14 protein-coding genes and 2 pseudogenes are annotated in these 15,359 nt (G+C 57.5%); 6 read left to right on the forward strand and 10 right to left on the reverse strand.

Annotated features, from left to right (window positions below; all coding sequences use genetic code 11):
* Positions 1-19: 19 nt before the first annotated feature.
* Positions 20-1,006, forward strand: coding sequence for a fumarylacetoacetate hydrolase family protein (locus B0E49_RS11580; protein ID WP_077562359.1), 987 nt, complete (start codon positions 20-22; stop codon positions 1,004-1,006).
* 361 nt (positions 1,007-1,367) lie between these two features.
* On the opposite strand, the gene B0E49_RS20905 is transcribed toward B0E49_RS11580, so the two are convergent.
* Positions 1,368-1,805: a hypothetical protein gene (locus B0E49_RS20905; protein WP_286137950.1), complete on the reverse strand. Its 438-nt coding sequence runs from the start codon at positions 1,803-1,805 to the stop codon at positions 1,368-1,370.
* A gap of 501 nt (positions 1,806-2,306) precedes the next feature.
* A pseudogene (locus tag B0E49_RS21025) lies at positions 2,307-2,729 on the reverse strand (tubulin-like doman-containing protein); the annotation flags it as partial.
* 497 nt (positions 2,730-3,226) lie between these two features.
* On the opposite strand from B0E49_RS21025, the gene B0E49_RS11595 reads away from it, so the two are divergent.
* A complete protein-coding gene (locus B0E49_RS11595; RefSeq protein WP_077562362.1) occupies positions 3,227-4,309 on the forward strand; it encodes an IS630 family transposase in 1,083 nt (360 codons plus the stop codon).
* A 628-nt stretch (positions 4,310-4,937) separates the two neighbouring features.
* Here B0E49_RS11595 and B0E49_RS11600 read toward each other — a convergent pair.
* Both B0E49_RS11600 and B0E49_RS11605 read right to left on the reverse strand, forming a co-directional pair.
* Entirely contained in the window at positions 4,938-5,579 is a 642-nt protein-coding gene (locus B0E49_RS11600) for a YitT family protein (RefSeq protein WP_077562363.1), read from the reverse strand.
* Positions 5,576-6,082, reverse strand: a complete 507-nt coding sequence (locus tag B0E49_RS11605; protein WP_077562364.1) for a hemerythrin domain-containing protein — start codon at positions 6,080-6,082, stop codon at positions 5,576-5,578. The genes B0E49_RS11600 and B0E49_RS11605 overlap by 4 nt, the downstream gene beginning before the upstream one ends.
* Positions 6,083-6,258: 176 nt before the next feature.
* Here B0E49_RS11605 and B0E49_RS11610 point away from each other — a divergent pair, with 176 nt between their 5' ends.
* Positions 6,259-8,169: an FAD-dependent monooxygenase gene (locus B0E49_RS11610; protein ID WP_077562365.1), complete on the forward strand. Its 1,911-nt coding sequence runs from the start codon at positions 6,259-6,261 to the stop codon at positions 8,167-8,169.
* 211 nt (positions 8,170-8,380) lie between these two features.
* On the opposite strand, the gene B0E49_RS11615 is transcribed toward B0E49_RS11610, so the two are convergent.
* The 6 genes and pseudogenes from B0E49_RS11615 to B0E49_RS20205 all read right to left on the reverse strand — a co-directional run bounded on the left by B0E49_RS11615 (position 8,381) and on the right by B0E49_RS20205 (position 12,229).
* Positions 8,381-8,833 (reverse strand): tripartite tricarboxylate transporter substrate-binding protein, encoded by a 453-nt coding sequence (locus tag B0E49_RS11615; RefSeq protein ID WP_077562366.1) that lies wholly within the window; start codon positions 8,831-8,833, stop codon positions 8,381-8,383.
* A 179-nt stretch (positions 8,834-9,012) separates the two neighbouring features.
* A pseudogene (locus B0E49_RS11620) lies at positions 9,013-9,519 on the reverse strand (transposase); the annotation flags it as partial.
* Positions 9,520-9,562: 43 nt separating this feature from the next.
* Entirely contained in the window at positions 9,563-9,913 is a 351-nt protein-coding gene (locus tag B0E49_RS11625) for a thermonuclease family protein (protein ID WP_286137952.1), read from the reverse strand.
* 782 nt (positions 9,914-10,695) lie between these two features.
* On the reverse strand, positions 10,696-11,202 hold the full coding sequence (locus tag B0E49_RS11635) for a hypothetical protein (RefSeq protein WP_144264535.1): 507 nt from the start codon (positions 11,200-11,202) through the stop codon (positions 10,696-10,698).
* A gap of 373 nt (positions 11,203-11,575) precedes the next feature.
* Positions 11,576-11,842 (reverse strand): hypothetical protein, encoded by a 267-nt coding sequence (locus tag B0E49_RS11640; RefSeq protein WP_077562369.1) that lies wholly within the window; start codon positions 11,840-11,842, stop codon positions 11,576-11,578.
* A 246-nt stretch (positions 11,843-12,088) separates the two neighbouring features.
* Positions 12,089-12,229 (reverse strand): thermonuclease family protein, encoded by a 141-nt coding sequence (locus tag B0E49_RS20205; protein ID WP_144264536.1) that lies wholly within the window; start codon positions 12,227-12,229, stop codon positions 12,089-12,091.
* 876 nt (positions 12,230-13,105) lie between these two features.
* Here B0E49_RS20205 and B0E49_RS11645 point away from each other — a divergent pair.
* The 3 genes from B0E49_RS11645 to B0E49_RS11655 all read left to right on the forward strand — a co-directional run bounded on the left by B0E49_RS11645 (position 13,106) and on the right by B0E49_RS11655 (position 15,262).
* Positions 13,106-14,134, forward strand: a complete 1,029-nt coding sequence (locus B0E49_RS11645) for an AcrVA2 family anti-CRISPR protein (protein ID WP_077562370.1) — start codon at positions 13,106-13,108, stop codon at positions 14,132-14,134.
* Positions 14,135-14,191: 57 nt separating this feature from the next.
* A complete protein-coding gene (locus B0E49_RS11650; RefSeq protein ID WP_077562371.1) occupies positions 14,192-14,578 on the forward strand; it encodes a hypothetical protein in 387 nt (128 codons plus the stop codon).
* Between the two features lie 105 nt (positions 14,579-14,683).
* On the forward strand, positions 14,684-15,262 hold the full coding sequence (locus B0E49_RS11655; RefSeq protein ID WP_077562372.1) for a hypothetical protein: 579 nt from the start codon (positions 14,684-14,686) through the stop codon (positions 15,260-15,262).
* Positions 15,263-15,359 lie beyond the last annotated feature (97 nt).

Here is a 15,359-nt window from a genome sequence, read left to right on the forward strand (position 1 = left end):
CGCGACCCAGCAAAAACACATGAAATTAGCCTCCATCAAGAACTCAACCCGAGACGGGAAACTGGTTGTGGTCTCGAGTGACCTGACGACCGCCGTGGCTGCCACGCAAGTTGCGCCAACCTTGCAAGCGGCGCTGGAGCGCTGGTCGGTTGCAGGGCCTCAGCTGAACGTCATCTCCGAGCGCCTGAACGCAGGTCAGGAAGCCGGGGCCTTCGCCTTTGACCCGGTGAACTGCATGGCCCCCTTGCCACGCGCCTATCAGTTTGTCGACGCTTCTGCGTTCCTGAACCACGGAGACATTCTGGAAGAAGCCTACAAGGTGACCGTAAAGAAGATTCCGGGGGTTCCCATCCTGGTGCAGAGGCAAGGCGACGCATTCCTTGGCCCCCATGACGACTATCCCATTCCCAGTGAAAGCGATGATCCGGATTTCGAGGGCGAGTTCGCGGCCATTCTTGGCGACGTTCCGATGGGTACGAGGTCAGACGATGCCCAGCAACACATCAAGCTGGTCACGCTGCTCAACGACGTCAGCATGCGCGCTCACATGCTCAGGGAGCTCGGCATGGGTTTCGGATTCATACAAGCCAAGCCGGCGACGGCTTTTGCGCCCGTGGCCGTCACCCCTGACGAGCTCGGGCCGGCTTGGAGCCACGGGCGCATTCATCTGGATCTGCGCGTATCTCGCAACGGCGCTTGGTTTGGTCATCCCAACGGACGCGAGATGGATTTCTGCTTCGGCGAGCTGATCGCTCATCTTGCGTACAGCAGGCGATTGGGGGCCGGCACAATTCTGGGATCGGGTACGGTTTCGAACAAGGGCTACCGTCAGGTCGGTTCGGCGTGCTTGGCCGAACGCCGCGCAGCGGAAATGATCAGTCACGGTGATGCCAGTACGCCGTTTCTCAAGTTTGGCGACGTGTTGCGCTTCGAGGTATTCGATGTAATGGGGCGGAGTGTGTTTGGTGCGATTGAACATCGGATGGTCCGATCCATCTCGGAATGAACGTTGTCGTTTGCACAGAGCGTATTCTTCTTGGACTTATTTGCAGACCATCTCCCAGTATCGCCGTCTGAACATCGCCAGCGCGAGCAATTCGGCTAATCGCGTACGGTTTGTCGCAATGCCCCCGATGCACTGGTGCGAGACGCTTTGGTTGCGCGCCGTGCTCTTGGCACAGGGCTTCCAGTTCATGTGGATCGTTCACATCGCGGCCTGGATTCCCTCTACATCGTCGTGCCGTAGCAGTGCGAGTCGACGAATCCGGCTTAGCCTCAACCCGCGGTGTAGTTTTCGCGGCACAGCGAGCCGAGCAAAGGCCTCTCGTGCGAGGCCTTTCGTCTCGTTACCGCGTCGTTTGGTCGCCTCAATACGGCATACGACGCTCGCCTCGCATAAGTTGGCTTTGAATCTCTTCCGCCACCCGTCGTGGCATACAAATGACGTACTTGGCCGGCTTTTGCTTGGCCAAGTCCTTCTCGATATAGCGAATGACTCGAATCCAGGCACCGACTTCGGCTTGGAAGCGTTCGCGAATGATTGCGACGTCGGAGCCGTCCAATCGAGCGACATCGGAGTCATCCAGGCCGATAGGAATCGCAATCCTGACGGTGGCGTTAGTTGCCATATCTTGCATGACCTGCGGCCTTGGGAGCGTCTGACCCGGGAAGAGCCTCGCTGAGCGGGTCACAAAATCGAGTTCGAACTTTCCGCCTTGGTGAAGCATCGTGTGCCAACTCTTGGTTCCAAGGCTAGTGAAGACGCTGGTAAATTGCGCGGCAAGCTTTTCATCGTCAAATTTCATGGTGCGGTCAGTTCCTTGTGGTTCAGCCGGTCCCTCGCTCCGAAGTGGGACGATGATGAAGCGGCTATTAATCCATGTAGGGCTGCGCGGGCGCCATGAACACAACTTTTCTTGAGATCGAGAGAAAAGGCCCACTGACGGGGGTAGTTTTTTGAGCGCGCTTTTTGGGGACGACTTGGTATGCGTTCTGCTCGACCTCCCTGCCAAAGTACGTGGTTGGCCATCGTGTAAAGATGATCCGAACGTTCCAGGCGCTGCGACGGAGCAAAGACGTCGGCATCCTCTCCAACCATTGAAGAACTTGGACGCCTCCAGCCGAGATCCATCGAGGCACGTAGACGGGGCGATACCGCCGCGCGGCCATCGCGTTGAGCTCAGACAGAGCGGCAGATCCGTTGGCGTAGTAGGTCCCGAATCCAGCCACGGACTTGGCCCAAGTCGAGCCCTCGTCCGGCACCAGCGCGTACACCAGGATGCGGTAGTTCGCGGACGTAGCCTGTGAAGCTGGGCGATGGTATCGGCAACGAAGCCGCTGCCCGTGCCGCCGGCCAGTCCGCAAATCACATGGATCGTGGCCTGGGCGCTCTTGGTTCCAGTAGTCTCGAGCGCCTGAAGACGATCTTCGAGCAGTTGCGAGATGTGGCGCGCATTCTGGGCAAAGACGGGCCGACCGAGCTTGCGTTCTTGTGCGGCCCCTGCCGTACCCGCATCGATGAAATCGAACACACGCCGAGGCTCGATCCAGTCGCGCATGCCGGGATACGAGTCGGGGTCCTTCAGAATAGGCGGCACCCCGCTGGCCGCGTAGACGCCCACCTGGGTTCGGGCGAGCGAGCAATCCTGTCCGAGAACGGTCCACTTGTCAGTCTCGTTGAGGAGGCCACCAGCGGGGCGCGAGCGACGTCTGCGCAATTCCAAGGCCATGCGCGCGCTCGCGTTGTCCTCGAATGCCTATCCCGCACTTGACGAGACAGCGATGCATGCGTTGCGGGTGCCTACGCTCCTGCTGCAGGGTGACAGGACGTTAGATATGCACCGCGCTACGACCGCCGCGGTGGCCAAACTGATGCCGTACGCCGAGTTAATGCAGGTAGCGGACAGTGGGCATGGCGTGCATCGCGACAACCCCGACGAATTCAATCGAGTCGTACTGCGATTCCTTTCGACGGAACTAGACTCGCAAGTTGACGAGCTTACGTAGGGCACTCGAAGGCGCCCCCGGCCCATGCGGGCGCGGTCACGCACAGGCCCGAAGCGCACTACGCCAATCGTCATGCGTGGAATGTCGGTTCCATTGAAGCAGTAGGTGATCTTTCGTGTTATGGCGCCTCCAGCGCATCTCGTCATAACTAGTGCAGTGCGCGTGAAGTAATAGAACCTATTTGAGTCGGCATACTCCAATCGCTCAGGAGGTTGGAGCGATGCGGATTGCCAAGACAATTGAACTGGATGAGCGCACCGAGCGGGAGCTTCGTGTGTTGGCCAAACGCCGGCGAGTGGAGGCCCGGCTTCAGCAGCGCGCGCTCGTGGTCTTGCTGGCCGCCCAGGGCTGGCAGAACAAGGACATCGCGGTCGAGGCGGGGCTCGATCGCCGGCAAGTGGCGCTGTGGCGCCAGCGCTTTCTGGACGGCGGCATCGATGCGCTTCGCAAGGATGCTCCGCGCGCAGGTCGGCCCGCCACGGTCACGGCGCAGATGGAGTCGCGCATCGTGCATGCCACGTTGCATGAGAGACCAGTCAACGCCACCCACTGGAGCACCCGCACACTGGCCGAGCATCTTGGAACGGGTGCCACGACCATCCGCCGCGTTTGGCACAGCCATGGCCTCAAGCCGCACCTGAGTCGCGGCTTCAAGCTGTCGAGCGATCCTCGCTTCCAGGACAAGTTGCTGGACGTGGTGGGCCTGTACATGAACCCGCCCGAGCATGCGCTGGTGCTCAGCTGCGACGAGAAGAGTCAGATCCAGGCCTTGAACCGCACGCAGCCGGGACTGCCGATGAAGCGCGGGCGTGCTGGCACCGTCACCCACGACTACAAGCGCCACGGCACGACCACGTTGTTTGCAGCCCTCAACACGCTGGACGGCAGCGTGATCTCGATGTGCCAGCCGCGGCACCGCCACGGCGAGTGGCTCAAGTTCCTGCGGCTCATCGAGCGCCGCACGCCCAAGCATCTGAGCCTGCATCTGATCGTGGACAACTACGCCACGCACAGCCACCCCGATGTGCAGCAGTGGCTGGCGCGGCACCCGCGCTTCGTCATGCACTTCACACCCACCAGCGCGTCGTGGCTGAACATGGTCGAGCGCTTCTTTCGCGACATTACCGACAAGCGCATCCGGCGCGACAGTTTCACCAGCGTGGCGGAATTGGAGATGGCCATCGATTTGTATGTCGCCCACCACAACATCGATCCCAAACCGTTCATCTGGACCGCCAGCGCCTGCGACATCCTGGCCAAAGTTACTCGGGCAAAGGCGGCCTTGACTGCCGCCGCGGGATAAGTACAGAACAGAGTGGCGCACTGCACTAGGCCGCATTCTTGGGGCGCAGGATACGCTTGGGACTGGCCCCCAATCACGCCGCCCACTGGGTCCCTTTTACGCCGCCATTCACTGAAGTTGTTTGCTGATGAAAAGTCGACATTGATTGGCTTCGATTTTGCCCAGGTTGCCTTTGCGTTACCACTCCGTCTGAGCTTGGCGCAGACTGTCAGCGTGGCGGCCACGAAAGTCCCGAAGATGCTCCACCCCGTTTGCAAATAGCCGCCCCTAGAAATCACTTCCAGGCAAATTGGCACTTACGTTGTGGCTTTTCCCGTGCCCCAAAGTTGCGCACGTAGTCGACGCCAAATTGCTGCCGATCAAGGCGTCGAGGTCAATGTCCGGTATGGAGCGACCAGTTCTGAAACCTCTACAACCGCAATCAGTCTCCTCCAGCCGGTCAGCGCAAGGCCCCGGTCGACAGGACTGCAGGGCGGATCCAACCGGTCGATGCAACACGCTAAAACTGTTTGAACAGAAGGAGTGTTGCAAATGAAGCAAAGATCGCCGTAGAAATGAAACCCATTATCAGCGTAAGAGGCTATCACCTTCATAGCAAATTATGCCGCGTTGATGCCGATCGTGAGGTTTAAAGTGCCATGTAGCGGCCGGGGCGGTGGTTGATGGCGAGCGTCATATTCAGCACCACGGCGCCCAGCACGGACAGTGCCACGCGTTCGCCGTCGGCCACCATCAGCGCGCCGAGCACGATCAACCCGTCCATCGCCATCTGTACCTTGCCGGCGCGCCAGCCCATTCGCTCCTGAAGGTACAGCACCAGCACGTTCAGGCCTCCCAGGCTGGCGCGATGGCGAAACAGGATGAGCATGCCGGTGCCGCAAAGCAGCCCGCCCAGAACCGTCGCCAGAAAGGGTGACAGATAGTCAAAGGTCAGCCCCTGCGGCAGGAAATGGGTAAAGAGTGACAACAGGCCCACGGCGGCAAAGGTCTTGACTGCAAATGCGGCGCCCATGCGTTTCCATGCGAAAACATAAAAGGGCAGGTTGATCACAAAAAATACCAGGCTGAAGCTTACGCCCGTGGCGTAGTGGATCAAGAAGGCGATACCGGCCGTGCCTCCGGTCAACAGCCCGGCCTGACCGAACATCACCACGCCCAAGGCGACAAACAGGGTGCCGGCGAGCAGCGCCTGGATGTCTTCGTACCAGCGGTGGTGCGTTGCGGCGTCCGCGTGAGCCGGATCCATGACGTTTGCCGGGGTGGTGTTCATGCCGCCTGGACCGCGGATTCAATGCGTTCGCTGTCGGAGCAGGTAGCGCCGCCGCAGCCATGGATGATGGCCTGCGGCAGAGCGTCGGGCAAGGTGACTGCGCCGGTCGCGGGGTCATAACCAATGTTGCGCAGATGCAGGGCCAGTGCAGCGTCCATGGACTGGGCGTGTCGAGGAAACCAGATGGCGAGTTCGCGCGCCATCTGGCGCACGGCGCCCGGATCGCCAGCCTCGGCGCGGCTGATGCCTTCGCGCATCACCTGCAGCACCACCCGATGCTGCACGCTGTGGCAGTTGGAGGAGGAAAATCGCGTCGCTTGCATCCACTGGTCTTCGCGGCCGAAGTGCTCGCCGGTATGGTCTACCAGCGTGCGCCAGTGCGCCAGCAGCGTCTCGTCGTGGGCGGCTTCGACCAGGGCTAGCAGATCGACAAATTCGCGGTGTGTGTCGTCCATGGCGGGCAGGTCGAGCGCCAGGGCGTCAGACCATTCAAGATTTGGCATGTTGGAGTGCTCCTCTTTTAGCAACTCACAAGCTTACGTAATTACAAGGGGAAAAGCACTGATCCATGTCATGAAGCGTCGATCATATTTACTATCTTGATAAAGACTAATAAGTACAGTTACTAGTTATCATTGGTCGAATTTCAGGTGCTGTTTTTAATTTTTGGAGACAAGTGATGCAGTTTTATAAAAATGGCTTCAGGGGCGGTAACCCTGACATCAAAGAAGCAGCGCCGAACCGGCGTAACCGAGGCCCCAACGAACCGCTGCCAGAGAAAGTCGACGTGCTCATTGCCGGCACCGGACCGGCCGGTCTGTGCCTGGCAGCGCAGTTGTCGCAGTTCCCTGAGATCAAGACGATGATTGTTGAGCGCATGCCCAGCAATATCATCAAGGGCAAGGCGGACGGCATTAACACGCGCACCATGGAGATGTTTCAGGCCTTCGGATTTGCCGATAAGGTCAAACGCGAGACGTACTGGGTAAACCAGACTAATTTCTGGATGCCAGATCCAGTTAACCCTGAGCACATCAACCGGGTTGGCCGAGTGCAAGACGTGGCCGACGACAGCTCGGAAATGCCGCACATCCTGATTAATCAGGCGCGGCTTCACGAGCTGTTTCTGGAAGTCATGCGGAATTCACCGTCGCGGCTTGAGCCGGATTACAGCTGGGAAATTGTGGGTTTGACGATCGACTCCACGACGGACGATTACCCCGTAACGGTGACATTGAAAGACGCGAGCGGCGTGAACTGGTGGGCAACGCGAACTGTACGGGCAAAGTATGTGGTCGGTTGCGATGGCGCACACTCAGCGGTCCGTAAGGCCATTGGAGGGGAACTGCACGGGGATGCCGCGCATCAAGCCTGGGGTGTGATGGACATCCTGGCCAATACCGATTTTCCCGATGTGCGGCAGAAGTGTCTGATCTCTTCCGCCAATGAAGGCAATGTGCTGATTCTGCCTCGCGAGGGTGGCTATATATTTCGGATGTATGTCGAACTCGACAAGCTCAAACCGGATGAAAAAGCAGCCCATCGCAAGTTCACCCAAGAGGACATGATTGCCGCCGCGAACCGCATTATTCGTCCCTACACCATCGAGGTGAAGGAGGTGGTCTGGTGGTCTATCTACGATATCGGGCACAGCATAACCGATAAATTTGACGACGTACCGGAAGGCGAAGACCGCAATCCCCGCGTATTTACTGCAGGAGATGCCTGTCACACCCACTCTCCCAAAGCGGGTCAGGGGATGAACGTTTCGATGCAAGATACCTTCAACCTTGGCTGGAAGCTGGTGCACGTGCTCCAGGGCAGGGCTGACGCCAGCCTGCTGCGCAGTTACTCTAAGGAACGGCTGACCGAGGCCAAAAGACTGGTTGAGACTGACCACGAGTGGGCACGGATTATGTCGGCACCGACCACCCAGGCCGAGCGGGATGGCACCGAAGAACCGCGCATCATTCGCCAGTTCAAAAAGAATCTGGAGTTCACTGGTGGCATCGCGGTGAAATATGACCAGTCAACGCTTTTCGGCGGCGGTACGCATCAGGCGCTTGCCACCGGGGAGGCGATTGGCCGGCGCTTCCACTCGGCGCCGGTGGTGCGTTTGTCGGATGCCAAACAAATGCAGCTTGGCCATGCCGCCGAGGCAGACGCGCGCTGGCGAATCTATGCTTTCGCTGGCAAGGCCGACAGTTCAAACTCGGGCTCATCGATACACAGGCTCGCTGACTGGCTGGAAACCAACGCAAGTTCCCCGATTGTCAGGCACACCCGCAAAGACGAAGACATTGACGCTGTAATCGACTTTCGCGCAGTGTTCCAGCAAACCTTTGATCAGTTGGCCTACGAAAGCATGCCTTCCCTGCTTAAGCCAAAAACCGGCAAACTCGGTTTGCAAGACCATGAAAAGGCATTCTGCGTCGACCACAAAGGTGCCGGAGATATTTTCGACATGCGTGGGGTCAACCGAGACAAGGGCTGTATGGTGGTGGTTCGCCCCGATCAGTATGTCGCGCACGTCTTGCCATTGGATGGCTTTGACGAATTGGCTGCATTCTTCGCAGGGATACTGCGGTAATTTGACGTCATATCAGACATCGGCTGTGGTATGCATTGAGTGTCTACCGCAGCCTACGCCAGGGTGGTTTAGTGAATGCTTATGCAAGACGCCGGAAGACCTCACGGTCAACTAAGGCGGCATCGAGAAGCGGTCCAAAATACCGCTGTCGTCTGCATCGCAGGGTTAGTTGACATAGGATTTCCCGAAACGCTCGCTCGATACCCGACATTCACCTCAGTCCCTGCCCGTCAGCAAAGTGGCGTCGATTTCGACAGTCATTGCGCCCGTTGGCCACCAATAACGTGCTGTTGAGGGCACTTTTGGCGATGGGCGTGAAGTCCTTGAAGGAATACCCAGACTTGAATACAGCAGGAGCCACCAGTAGTTCATTGACGGACCCGAGCAGCAGGGTATAGCCATCGGGCGGCGACCGCTTGACCCTCATCGCCCCGATCGTGCCCGAAGCGCCGCCGATATTCTCGACAATGACCGACTTGCCCAAGCGTTTGGCAAGTTCGAGTGCCAGAGCGCGGCCCATCCGATCCACTGCTGCGCCTGGTGGATAGGGCGCTACCAGCGTGATCGGCTTGTCCGGATAAGTCTGACTCAACGCGGCGGGAGCCAGGGCAGCGATCGCCAACCCAATCAATAGGCGACGTCGCTGGAGGGTGGTGCGGTGCATGGAGGTCTTATATGGATGCCTCCCGGATAGCAAGAAGAATTTGTGTTGTGCTGTGAAGAAGTCGGCTGCGCCCGGGGCTGTCCGAATTTTTGTGTTCAAGGCGCTGAGTAGACTTGTCCACGGCGGCGGGCGTCGCTTGCGACGAACGCACGCCGCGGTGGGCAAGTCGGTGCCACATCTTAAGCGGCAACCTTCGTGAAACGATCTTCATAGAGGATCGCAAATTGGTTCATCGCCTCCTTCCAGTCTTTGGCCGCACGGCCCCAATCGGCCGTGATGTTTCGCAGGGCCAGCCAGATCAGCTTGGAGGCCGCATCGTCGCTGGGGAAGTGGCCTCTTGTCTTGATGATCTTGCGCAGCCTCGCATTGACGCTCTCGATCGCGTTGGTCGTGTAGATCACTCGTCTGATTTGGGGCGGAAACACGAAGAACGGGAGCACATGGCTCCAGGCCCGGCGCCAGGCGGCCACCACGGTGGGGAACTTCTGGCCCCAGGGGCCAGCCTCGAAGGCATCGAGCTCGGCCTGCGCCGCTTCGGCATTGGTGGCCGTGTAGATCGGCCGGATCGCCGCGGCCAGCAGCTTGCGGTCCTTCCAGCTGGCATAGGCCAGGGAGTTGCGAATCAGATGCACGATACAGGTCTGCAGCGTGGTGGCCGGAAACACCGCCGCCAAGGCCTCGGGCATGAAGTGCTACGCGAATCCTGCCTTGACATGCTCCAAATTGGCGTCAATTACATCCGGCCATCACGTTGCCAAGCGCGCGCCCATACAGGTCGCTCTTGTTCGTTTCGACCTGCAACTGCTTGCCAAACACCCAGTTTGACAAATTCTGCTTGGCGCGTCGGCCGAACGGCCGCGCCTTTTCTGAGGCGTCAATTCCCGTCAGATGGACTTTGTGCTGCACCACCTTGCCTGCATCCAGCACGGTCACGGTGTCGCCATCTGCCACGCCCACAACGCGGCCCTCAATGGTTGAGGCGACTGTCAGCCCGGCGCTGAGGCAAAGAGCGAGGGCCAGCAATATTCGTTTTTGGGGGAGCGTCATGGCGCATGCATAGCCGCCCGATTCGGTGCCCATTCCGTGAACTTTCAGCGCCGAAAGTTCTATCCACCGTCACGATTGCCGCGCCCCTTCGCTCGTGAAGTCTTCGTGAATAACACCGATTCCTTCGAAAGCATGGTTCAAGTAAGGGGTTGCGAGCAGGTTCTGGCGACATATTGCATCACGACGCGCAACACCTGAGTTTGACCCGACCGCGTTCTCTCGCTTGGCTAATTGCCCACAAACCAATCTGCGAACCCGAAGCCAAGGCAGCGTTCAAACCCTCCGGCCCACCGCATCATCTTCAACAGCTCCGCAAACCTACGTTCTTGGATTCCCGGAAGGAACTCATCGAACATCGGCATAGCCGCAATCCAGGGTTGCGATGGCGGCCGGTTGGCACTCGTCGCGGTGGTCAGTGCGCCGACCGCGGCGTGAACGTCAGTCCAGCAGCTCTGCCCTTTGACTGCATCGAGCGCGACAGCAATTAGGATGGCAGTCTTTGCTCTCTCCCCGATGCGGCAGGGCAGGTAAAGCCGGCACGTCAAGTTGCTGCCCTCAATCTTGGGGTGAACCGGATACCGCGTGCCTTGCAGCCTAAGTTCACTCCACCCGGTTGCTTGGGCGTCCGCAATCAGATGTCGACTGAGCTCTCTTGCTCCTGGCGTGACTGAATCTGCGCGTTGGCTGGACGTGTGCCCGCTGAGACGGGAGATATGTTCAAAGGCTTGGACCGCAGCCCGTTGTCCAACGTCATCTGCTCCCTTCACTTCCTGCATCGAGGGCTCATTGGCAGCCGGTTCGCCCTCCCCTCCCTGTCACTGCAGCGTTGCCATACTGGCCATTTGCGACGGCGTCAACAGCGAAAACGCGCGCTGAATACGCATTTCATACTCATGCGTACTTATCGGCGTCGCCAATTGCTCTTTGGCGACGTCAACCAGTCGCGCAGACAGCGGCTTGCTGAGAGTCACGAAGCGCCCCCCGTAGCTGGCATGCGAATTTGAGTCCCGCAGTTTCACAAGGAGACCGATATGATGGCGCCCCGCAACAAACTCAGGAGGTACACCGGCCACCTGTTGGGGATTGATGGCCGCGTGAAACGGTGCCTCCATCCACCCAATGTCGCCGAAGTTGCTGAGAAAATACGCCACTCCTTCCCGTTCCAACAAGGCAAATTGGGCAAGCGCTCGTCGGTACTGGCCAATTGCCCACTCACTTGGCTGGCAGCAATGAATGTGGAGCTCGGCTCCATTAATCGTCAGGCTGAATTGAGTCGCGCTACTGTCAGGCACCCGATTAGCGTTACTTTGTGAAGTATACATAAAAATCCTTTAAAATCTAAAATCATTATCGAATCTAAAAATATCGCCTTGAGGCGAATTTAGTTTAGATAAATTGGTGCTCCTGCAGAAGCAAGCGCAATTTGAACCTTGAATCGCATATGGCGCAATGCCCTATTTGGTCGAAAATGTGATTCCATTCACAAACAGCGATAGAAACTTCTGCGATTTCGGCAAAATCAACACAGTTGGCCGGTCAATGGTCAATCGCAATTCTCAATGGTGGCAGATTTCTAAAATCCATGAGATGGCCTAAAACCTATTCAACGGTCTAAAGAGACAGAACTCACGAGTCGTGAGTCATGTGTGTTTAAATGTCGGCAAAGCAGGGGAGTGCCTTCAGATAAACCTAGGCTCAAGCCTTCAGCGAGCTTGCGAGCATGCTGTTGGGCGTCGCAATCTCTTTCGAGGTGGCTACAAACCGGTTGGCGAGGGCAAGGTCGTTCGACGCCGAGGCCACGAGACCAAGACTCGATGTCGCTCTCGCGCGGTTGATGGACAGAATGGCGCTGCCCGCTCGATTCAGAAGGGCGTCGGCGCAGTAGTTGACGAAGGGGCTGCTGCAGTCAGCCCTATTGAGGTAATCCTGAGGTTCGGCTATCCCGGCATTCGTCGAGCCCAAAGCGTCTTTCCAATGACGCTCCGTCCGCCTGCACGCTCAAAGTCATTCATTATAGGGAGCGTTGGCGCGATTCATGCAGTTTCAGTACTAGTGGACTTGATTCATCCCTAGTAGCAAGCGGCTCGGCAGCGTCTGCCTGTCCAGTTGCGAACGCGCCCTATTCTCGGTCCAGTCGAAGCCGGACTAGTGCACGGTGCTTGTCAAGGCTGGGGCCAGATAGGTTATAAGTTTGCGGGTCGGCCAAGGCTACTTGCCAAACACCCGGGTCGACAGATTATCCTTTGACGGCTGGCCGCTGACCGAAGGGTTGTGCTTCTTTTTTGGCGCGCCGATACCCGTCAGGCGAATTTTGTGCCGAGCCTTGGCTGCAATCAGGGGCGTCACCATGCCACCGCGTCATTAGCAGTCACGCCCACGACCTGGCCTTCCATCGTCGCGGCTCCGTCAGCTTGGAGCTTAAAACAAGCACGAGCGCCAAAATCATTGACTTCTGCGTCGGTGTCATCGAGAACGCGTATCCGTTCCGTGGAAGGCCCCCTGACGACTTTCAGCGTTCAAAGTCAACGTCCGACATTGCACTGATGCGTAACTGCATGTAACGTATCGATGGCGCAGCAAAAACTTTCAGCGCTGAAAGTCGGTGCCGGTCATTTGGCTGAGGCGCCGCAAGATGCACCCGGACGCTCCACGCCAGAACTTTCAACGTTGAAAGTTCTGGGCGCCGGTACGCTTACCAGACTCTCGAAACCGTAACGATGTAGTGCCCAAAACGGCCTTCATACCACAGCGGTGCCAACGGAATTTGGCTCAATTCATGGCCTGGCATACCCAGCAGACCACTGCCACCACCGGCAAGGCCACTACGCCAAAGCAGTGCCAATGTAATTCTTTGAAACTTCATTATTTTGATTACTTATTGTCCGTAATTTTTTAAAAGATATTAATAATATTATTAAATGCTGGCGCGATATTGGATTCCTCTCAATCTGGAGTCGACATCAGACGGACGCATAAATCTGTTGACTTTGGTAAATCAACACATGAGATAATCAGCAACATTGAGATTACTTGATACTGCTAAACGCTCGAAATATCCCGTACTCAAGTTCATTACTTGGGTATCTTAAATAGATACTGGAAGTGATGATGAAAAAAGCGACAGTATGAAAGGCTTTAGATGACGCCTCGTGCAAACAAACCCAGTCAGCTTCAAGATACCCGGGTTACTGATTTCCTCACTTCTGTAATTGAAAGTTTTCAAAAATGACCAAGCTTGATAGCAACGCCTGTCGTCCTCGCAACGCGTTAGTTGCAATTGCGCGGGAATATCCCGATGCCTGGAAGCAAATAGACGAATTCCGCGCTGACCGAGGTAAGGGCCTGCCCACCTGGCCTGATTGGTGCTTTTTTCCCCTCGCCGGAACCTACGCCATAGTCAGTAAGGGGAGCATGATTCCGCTTGGACTCGATAAGGTGGGCGACGTGTCACGCCTGGGCGCTCTCGGCGCATGGCGGGTCACCCAAGGTATCTACCGGTTCGACCCTACGGTCTTCGATGCCGTAAAAGACACCCCGGTGGAACGCGATATTCCTTGCGATGTTCTTTATCACTTGCCCGAATGGTGCATTTATATTGAGACGCCGGGCCTAGCTTGGGGAGGCGATCAACTGCACGGTGTGTGGGTGCATCTCGAGTATGACATGAACGACGGTCGACATGAATTGCGTATGTTGACCGACGCTGATGATTATCTCTCTCCCATCATTTTGCATCTGGGCCAATGGCCTCTCAAGGAAGCCATCGAAAGGGTTTTCGCAGAATCACAACGGCATGGCCTACCCAAATTCGACATGTCAGACGATATGCCGCAATTGGTAGCCATTCATGAGCAGTTGCTTTCGCTCGTGCTCTACGTGTGTAGCCAGGCATCAGAGATTGGTGACCGCTTGCGAACGCCCAGTCATCCGGCTCCAACGCGAGTCAAGGGCGGTGGTTGGCGACTGTTCCCCCCCAACCGGGTGACGACTTGGGACGTAGGCGTTCGCTTAGGTGCTGCGCTTCGCAAAGCCAATCAGGTGGCCAGTTCCGGACATGGCGAGCCCCGCAATGGGCTGCGCGGCCATATCCGCCGTGCACACTGGCACGGTTTTCTGTCAGGTCCATTGAAGCGGGAGGATGGGAGTGAAATCGCCACGCGTGACAGAAAATTCGAACTTCGCTGGCTTCCGCCGATTGCGGTGAATTTAGACGATGTCGCTGACTTGCCCGCAACAATTCGGGCTGTCAAATGAGCCGGTCTCTTCACAGGAAGTACGACTCACGGTGATTTGAAAACTTGATGAGTCTAAATGGACTACTCACATGACGCAGCGGTTGCCACTTTGCGCATCGCAATCCACCGGCCCGGGGCAAATATCAACATGACCACAAAGAAATACTCTAGTCCTGAGGAAATTGCAGCCTACGACACCGCCCATGATGCGATGACTCTGGCGTTGGTCGAGGTGTACCGCACTAGCCAGGTGAGACAGGATGGTTCGTACGATCATGACGAAGCGGAAGTGGCTGACTTTAACCAATTGCGCGGCCGCTACGACTATTCGAAATCAGTGCTTGACTCAATGCAAGAGCCAGTGCCTCCAAATAAGTTCGACGAAGCATTGGTAGCCGCGCAGGCGGCCCGTGCGTACGAAATTGCGGCCCTTCCTAAACTGCCAAGCTACCTAGACGAATGAGAGCAGGGTGCCCGGCGCCCTCCTCTGCGTTCACCGGTGTTCGCCGACGGATAAACCTCGTGGGCTACACCTTATTCCCTTCCTTTTACTTTTCAGGAGTTCATCGTGTCAGCACATATCTTCGCGCTTCCTTTCTCCGCCAACGTGGAGCTAACCGTGGGCCTCCTCACCAGTGAGCCCGTGTCGCCCCTCCACACCGCAGGTCGTCACCGGGTCTTGGTCGCGCTTCCCACCTTGTTCGAAGGGTCATGTCTGGGCACATCCGAAACGGACTGGATGGACTTCGTTCTCTCAGGGAGCTCCGCCACTCCGACCGGAGGCTTGGCGCTACTTGTTGGCGGCGTTGCCTTGTATTTCCTGTTCAATCTGCGTGACGGCTCGACTCGCAAGTTGCTCGACCTTGCTCGCAGCCAAGGCCGCATCGACCTGGTCTACAGGAACGTCACGCTTCCCCTCGAAGAACGGTTGCTGTTCCAGACCCTGTGCAGGTACAAGGATAAGGCGACCACGGCTGCCTCTGCGCGGGCTTGGTTCACCCATGCATCGCAAGTGGTTCCGGGCCTTCCGGCTTTGTGCTCGTTGAATTTGCCGTCGTTCACGGCGGCCAGGAAGCACGTGGCCGTGTTGGTGGGGTCGGAAGCGGCAGCGAAGGCGCTTCACGTTACTCCTGCGGCAGTCGTCTGAGCGGCTGCCTTGGTGGCCCCCAAAGCCACCTACTGCACCGACCCTCTACTTTCGTTTCGCCCCCAAGGCTGGGACCGGGTCTTGGCCGCGCGCGGAC

Source organism: Polaromonas sp. C04, from assembly GCF_002002705.1.
GTDB lineage: Bacteria > Pseudomonadota > Gammaproteobacteria > Burkholderiales > Burkholderiaceae_C > Rhodoferax_A.

Bases quoted from the DNA above. Each gene is read 5' to 3' on its own strand.
- B0E49_RS20205 (WP_144264536.1), bottom strand. From the start codon at position 12,229: ATGGTGACGCCCCTGATTGCAGCCAAGGCTCGGCACAAAATTCGCCTG.
- B0E49_RS20905 (WP_286137950.1), bottom strand. From the start codon at position 1,805: ATGAAATTTGACGATGAAAAGCTTGCCGCGCAATTTACCAGCGTCTTC.
- B0E49_RS11600 (WP_077562363.1), bottom strand. From the start codon at position 5,579: ATGAACACCACCCCGGCAAACGTCATGGATCCGGCTCACGCGGACGCC.
- B0E49_RS11610 (WP_077562365.1), top strand. From the start codon at position 6,259: ATGCAGTTTTATAAAAATGGCTTCAGGGGCGGTAACCCTGACATCAAA.
- B0E49_RS11595 (WP_077562362.1), top strand. From the start codon at position 3,227: ATGCGGATTGCCAAGACAATTGAACTGGATGAGCGCACCGAGCGGGAG.
- B0E49_RS11625 (WP_286137952.1), bottom strand. From the start codon at position 9,913: ATGGGCACCGAATCGGGCGGCTATGCATGCGCCATGACGCTCCCCCAA.
- B0E49_RS11635 (WP_144264535.1), bottom strand. From the start codon at position 11,202: ATGTATACTTCACAAAGTAACGCTAATCGGGTGCCTGACAGTAGCGCG.
- B0E49_RS11615 (WP_077562366.1), bottom strand. From the start codon at position 8,833: ATGCACCGCACCACCCTCCAGCGACGTCGCCTATTGATTGGGTTGGCG.
- B0E49_RS11580 (WP_077562359.1), top strand. From the start codon at position 20: ATGAAATTAGCCTCCATCAAGAACTCAACCCGAGACGGGAAACTGGTT.
- B0E49_RS11645 (WP_077562370.1), top strand. From the start codon at position 13,106: ATGACCAAGCTTGATAGCAACGCCTGTCGTCCTCGCAACGCGTTAGTT.
- B0E49_RS11605 (WP_077562364.1), bottom strand. From the start codon at position 6,082: ATGCCAAATCTTGAATGGTCTGACGCCCTGGCGCTCGACCTGCCCGCC.
- B0E49_RS11650 (WP_077562371.1), top strand. From the start codon at position 14,192: ATGGACTACTCACATGACGCAGCGGTTGCCACTTTGCGCATCGCAATC.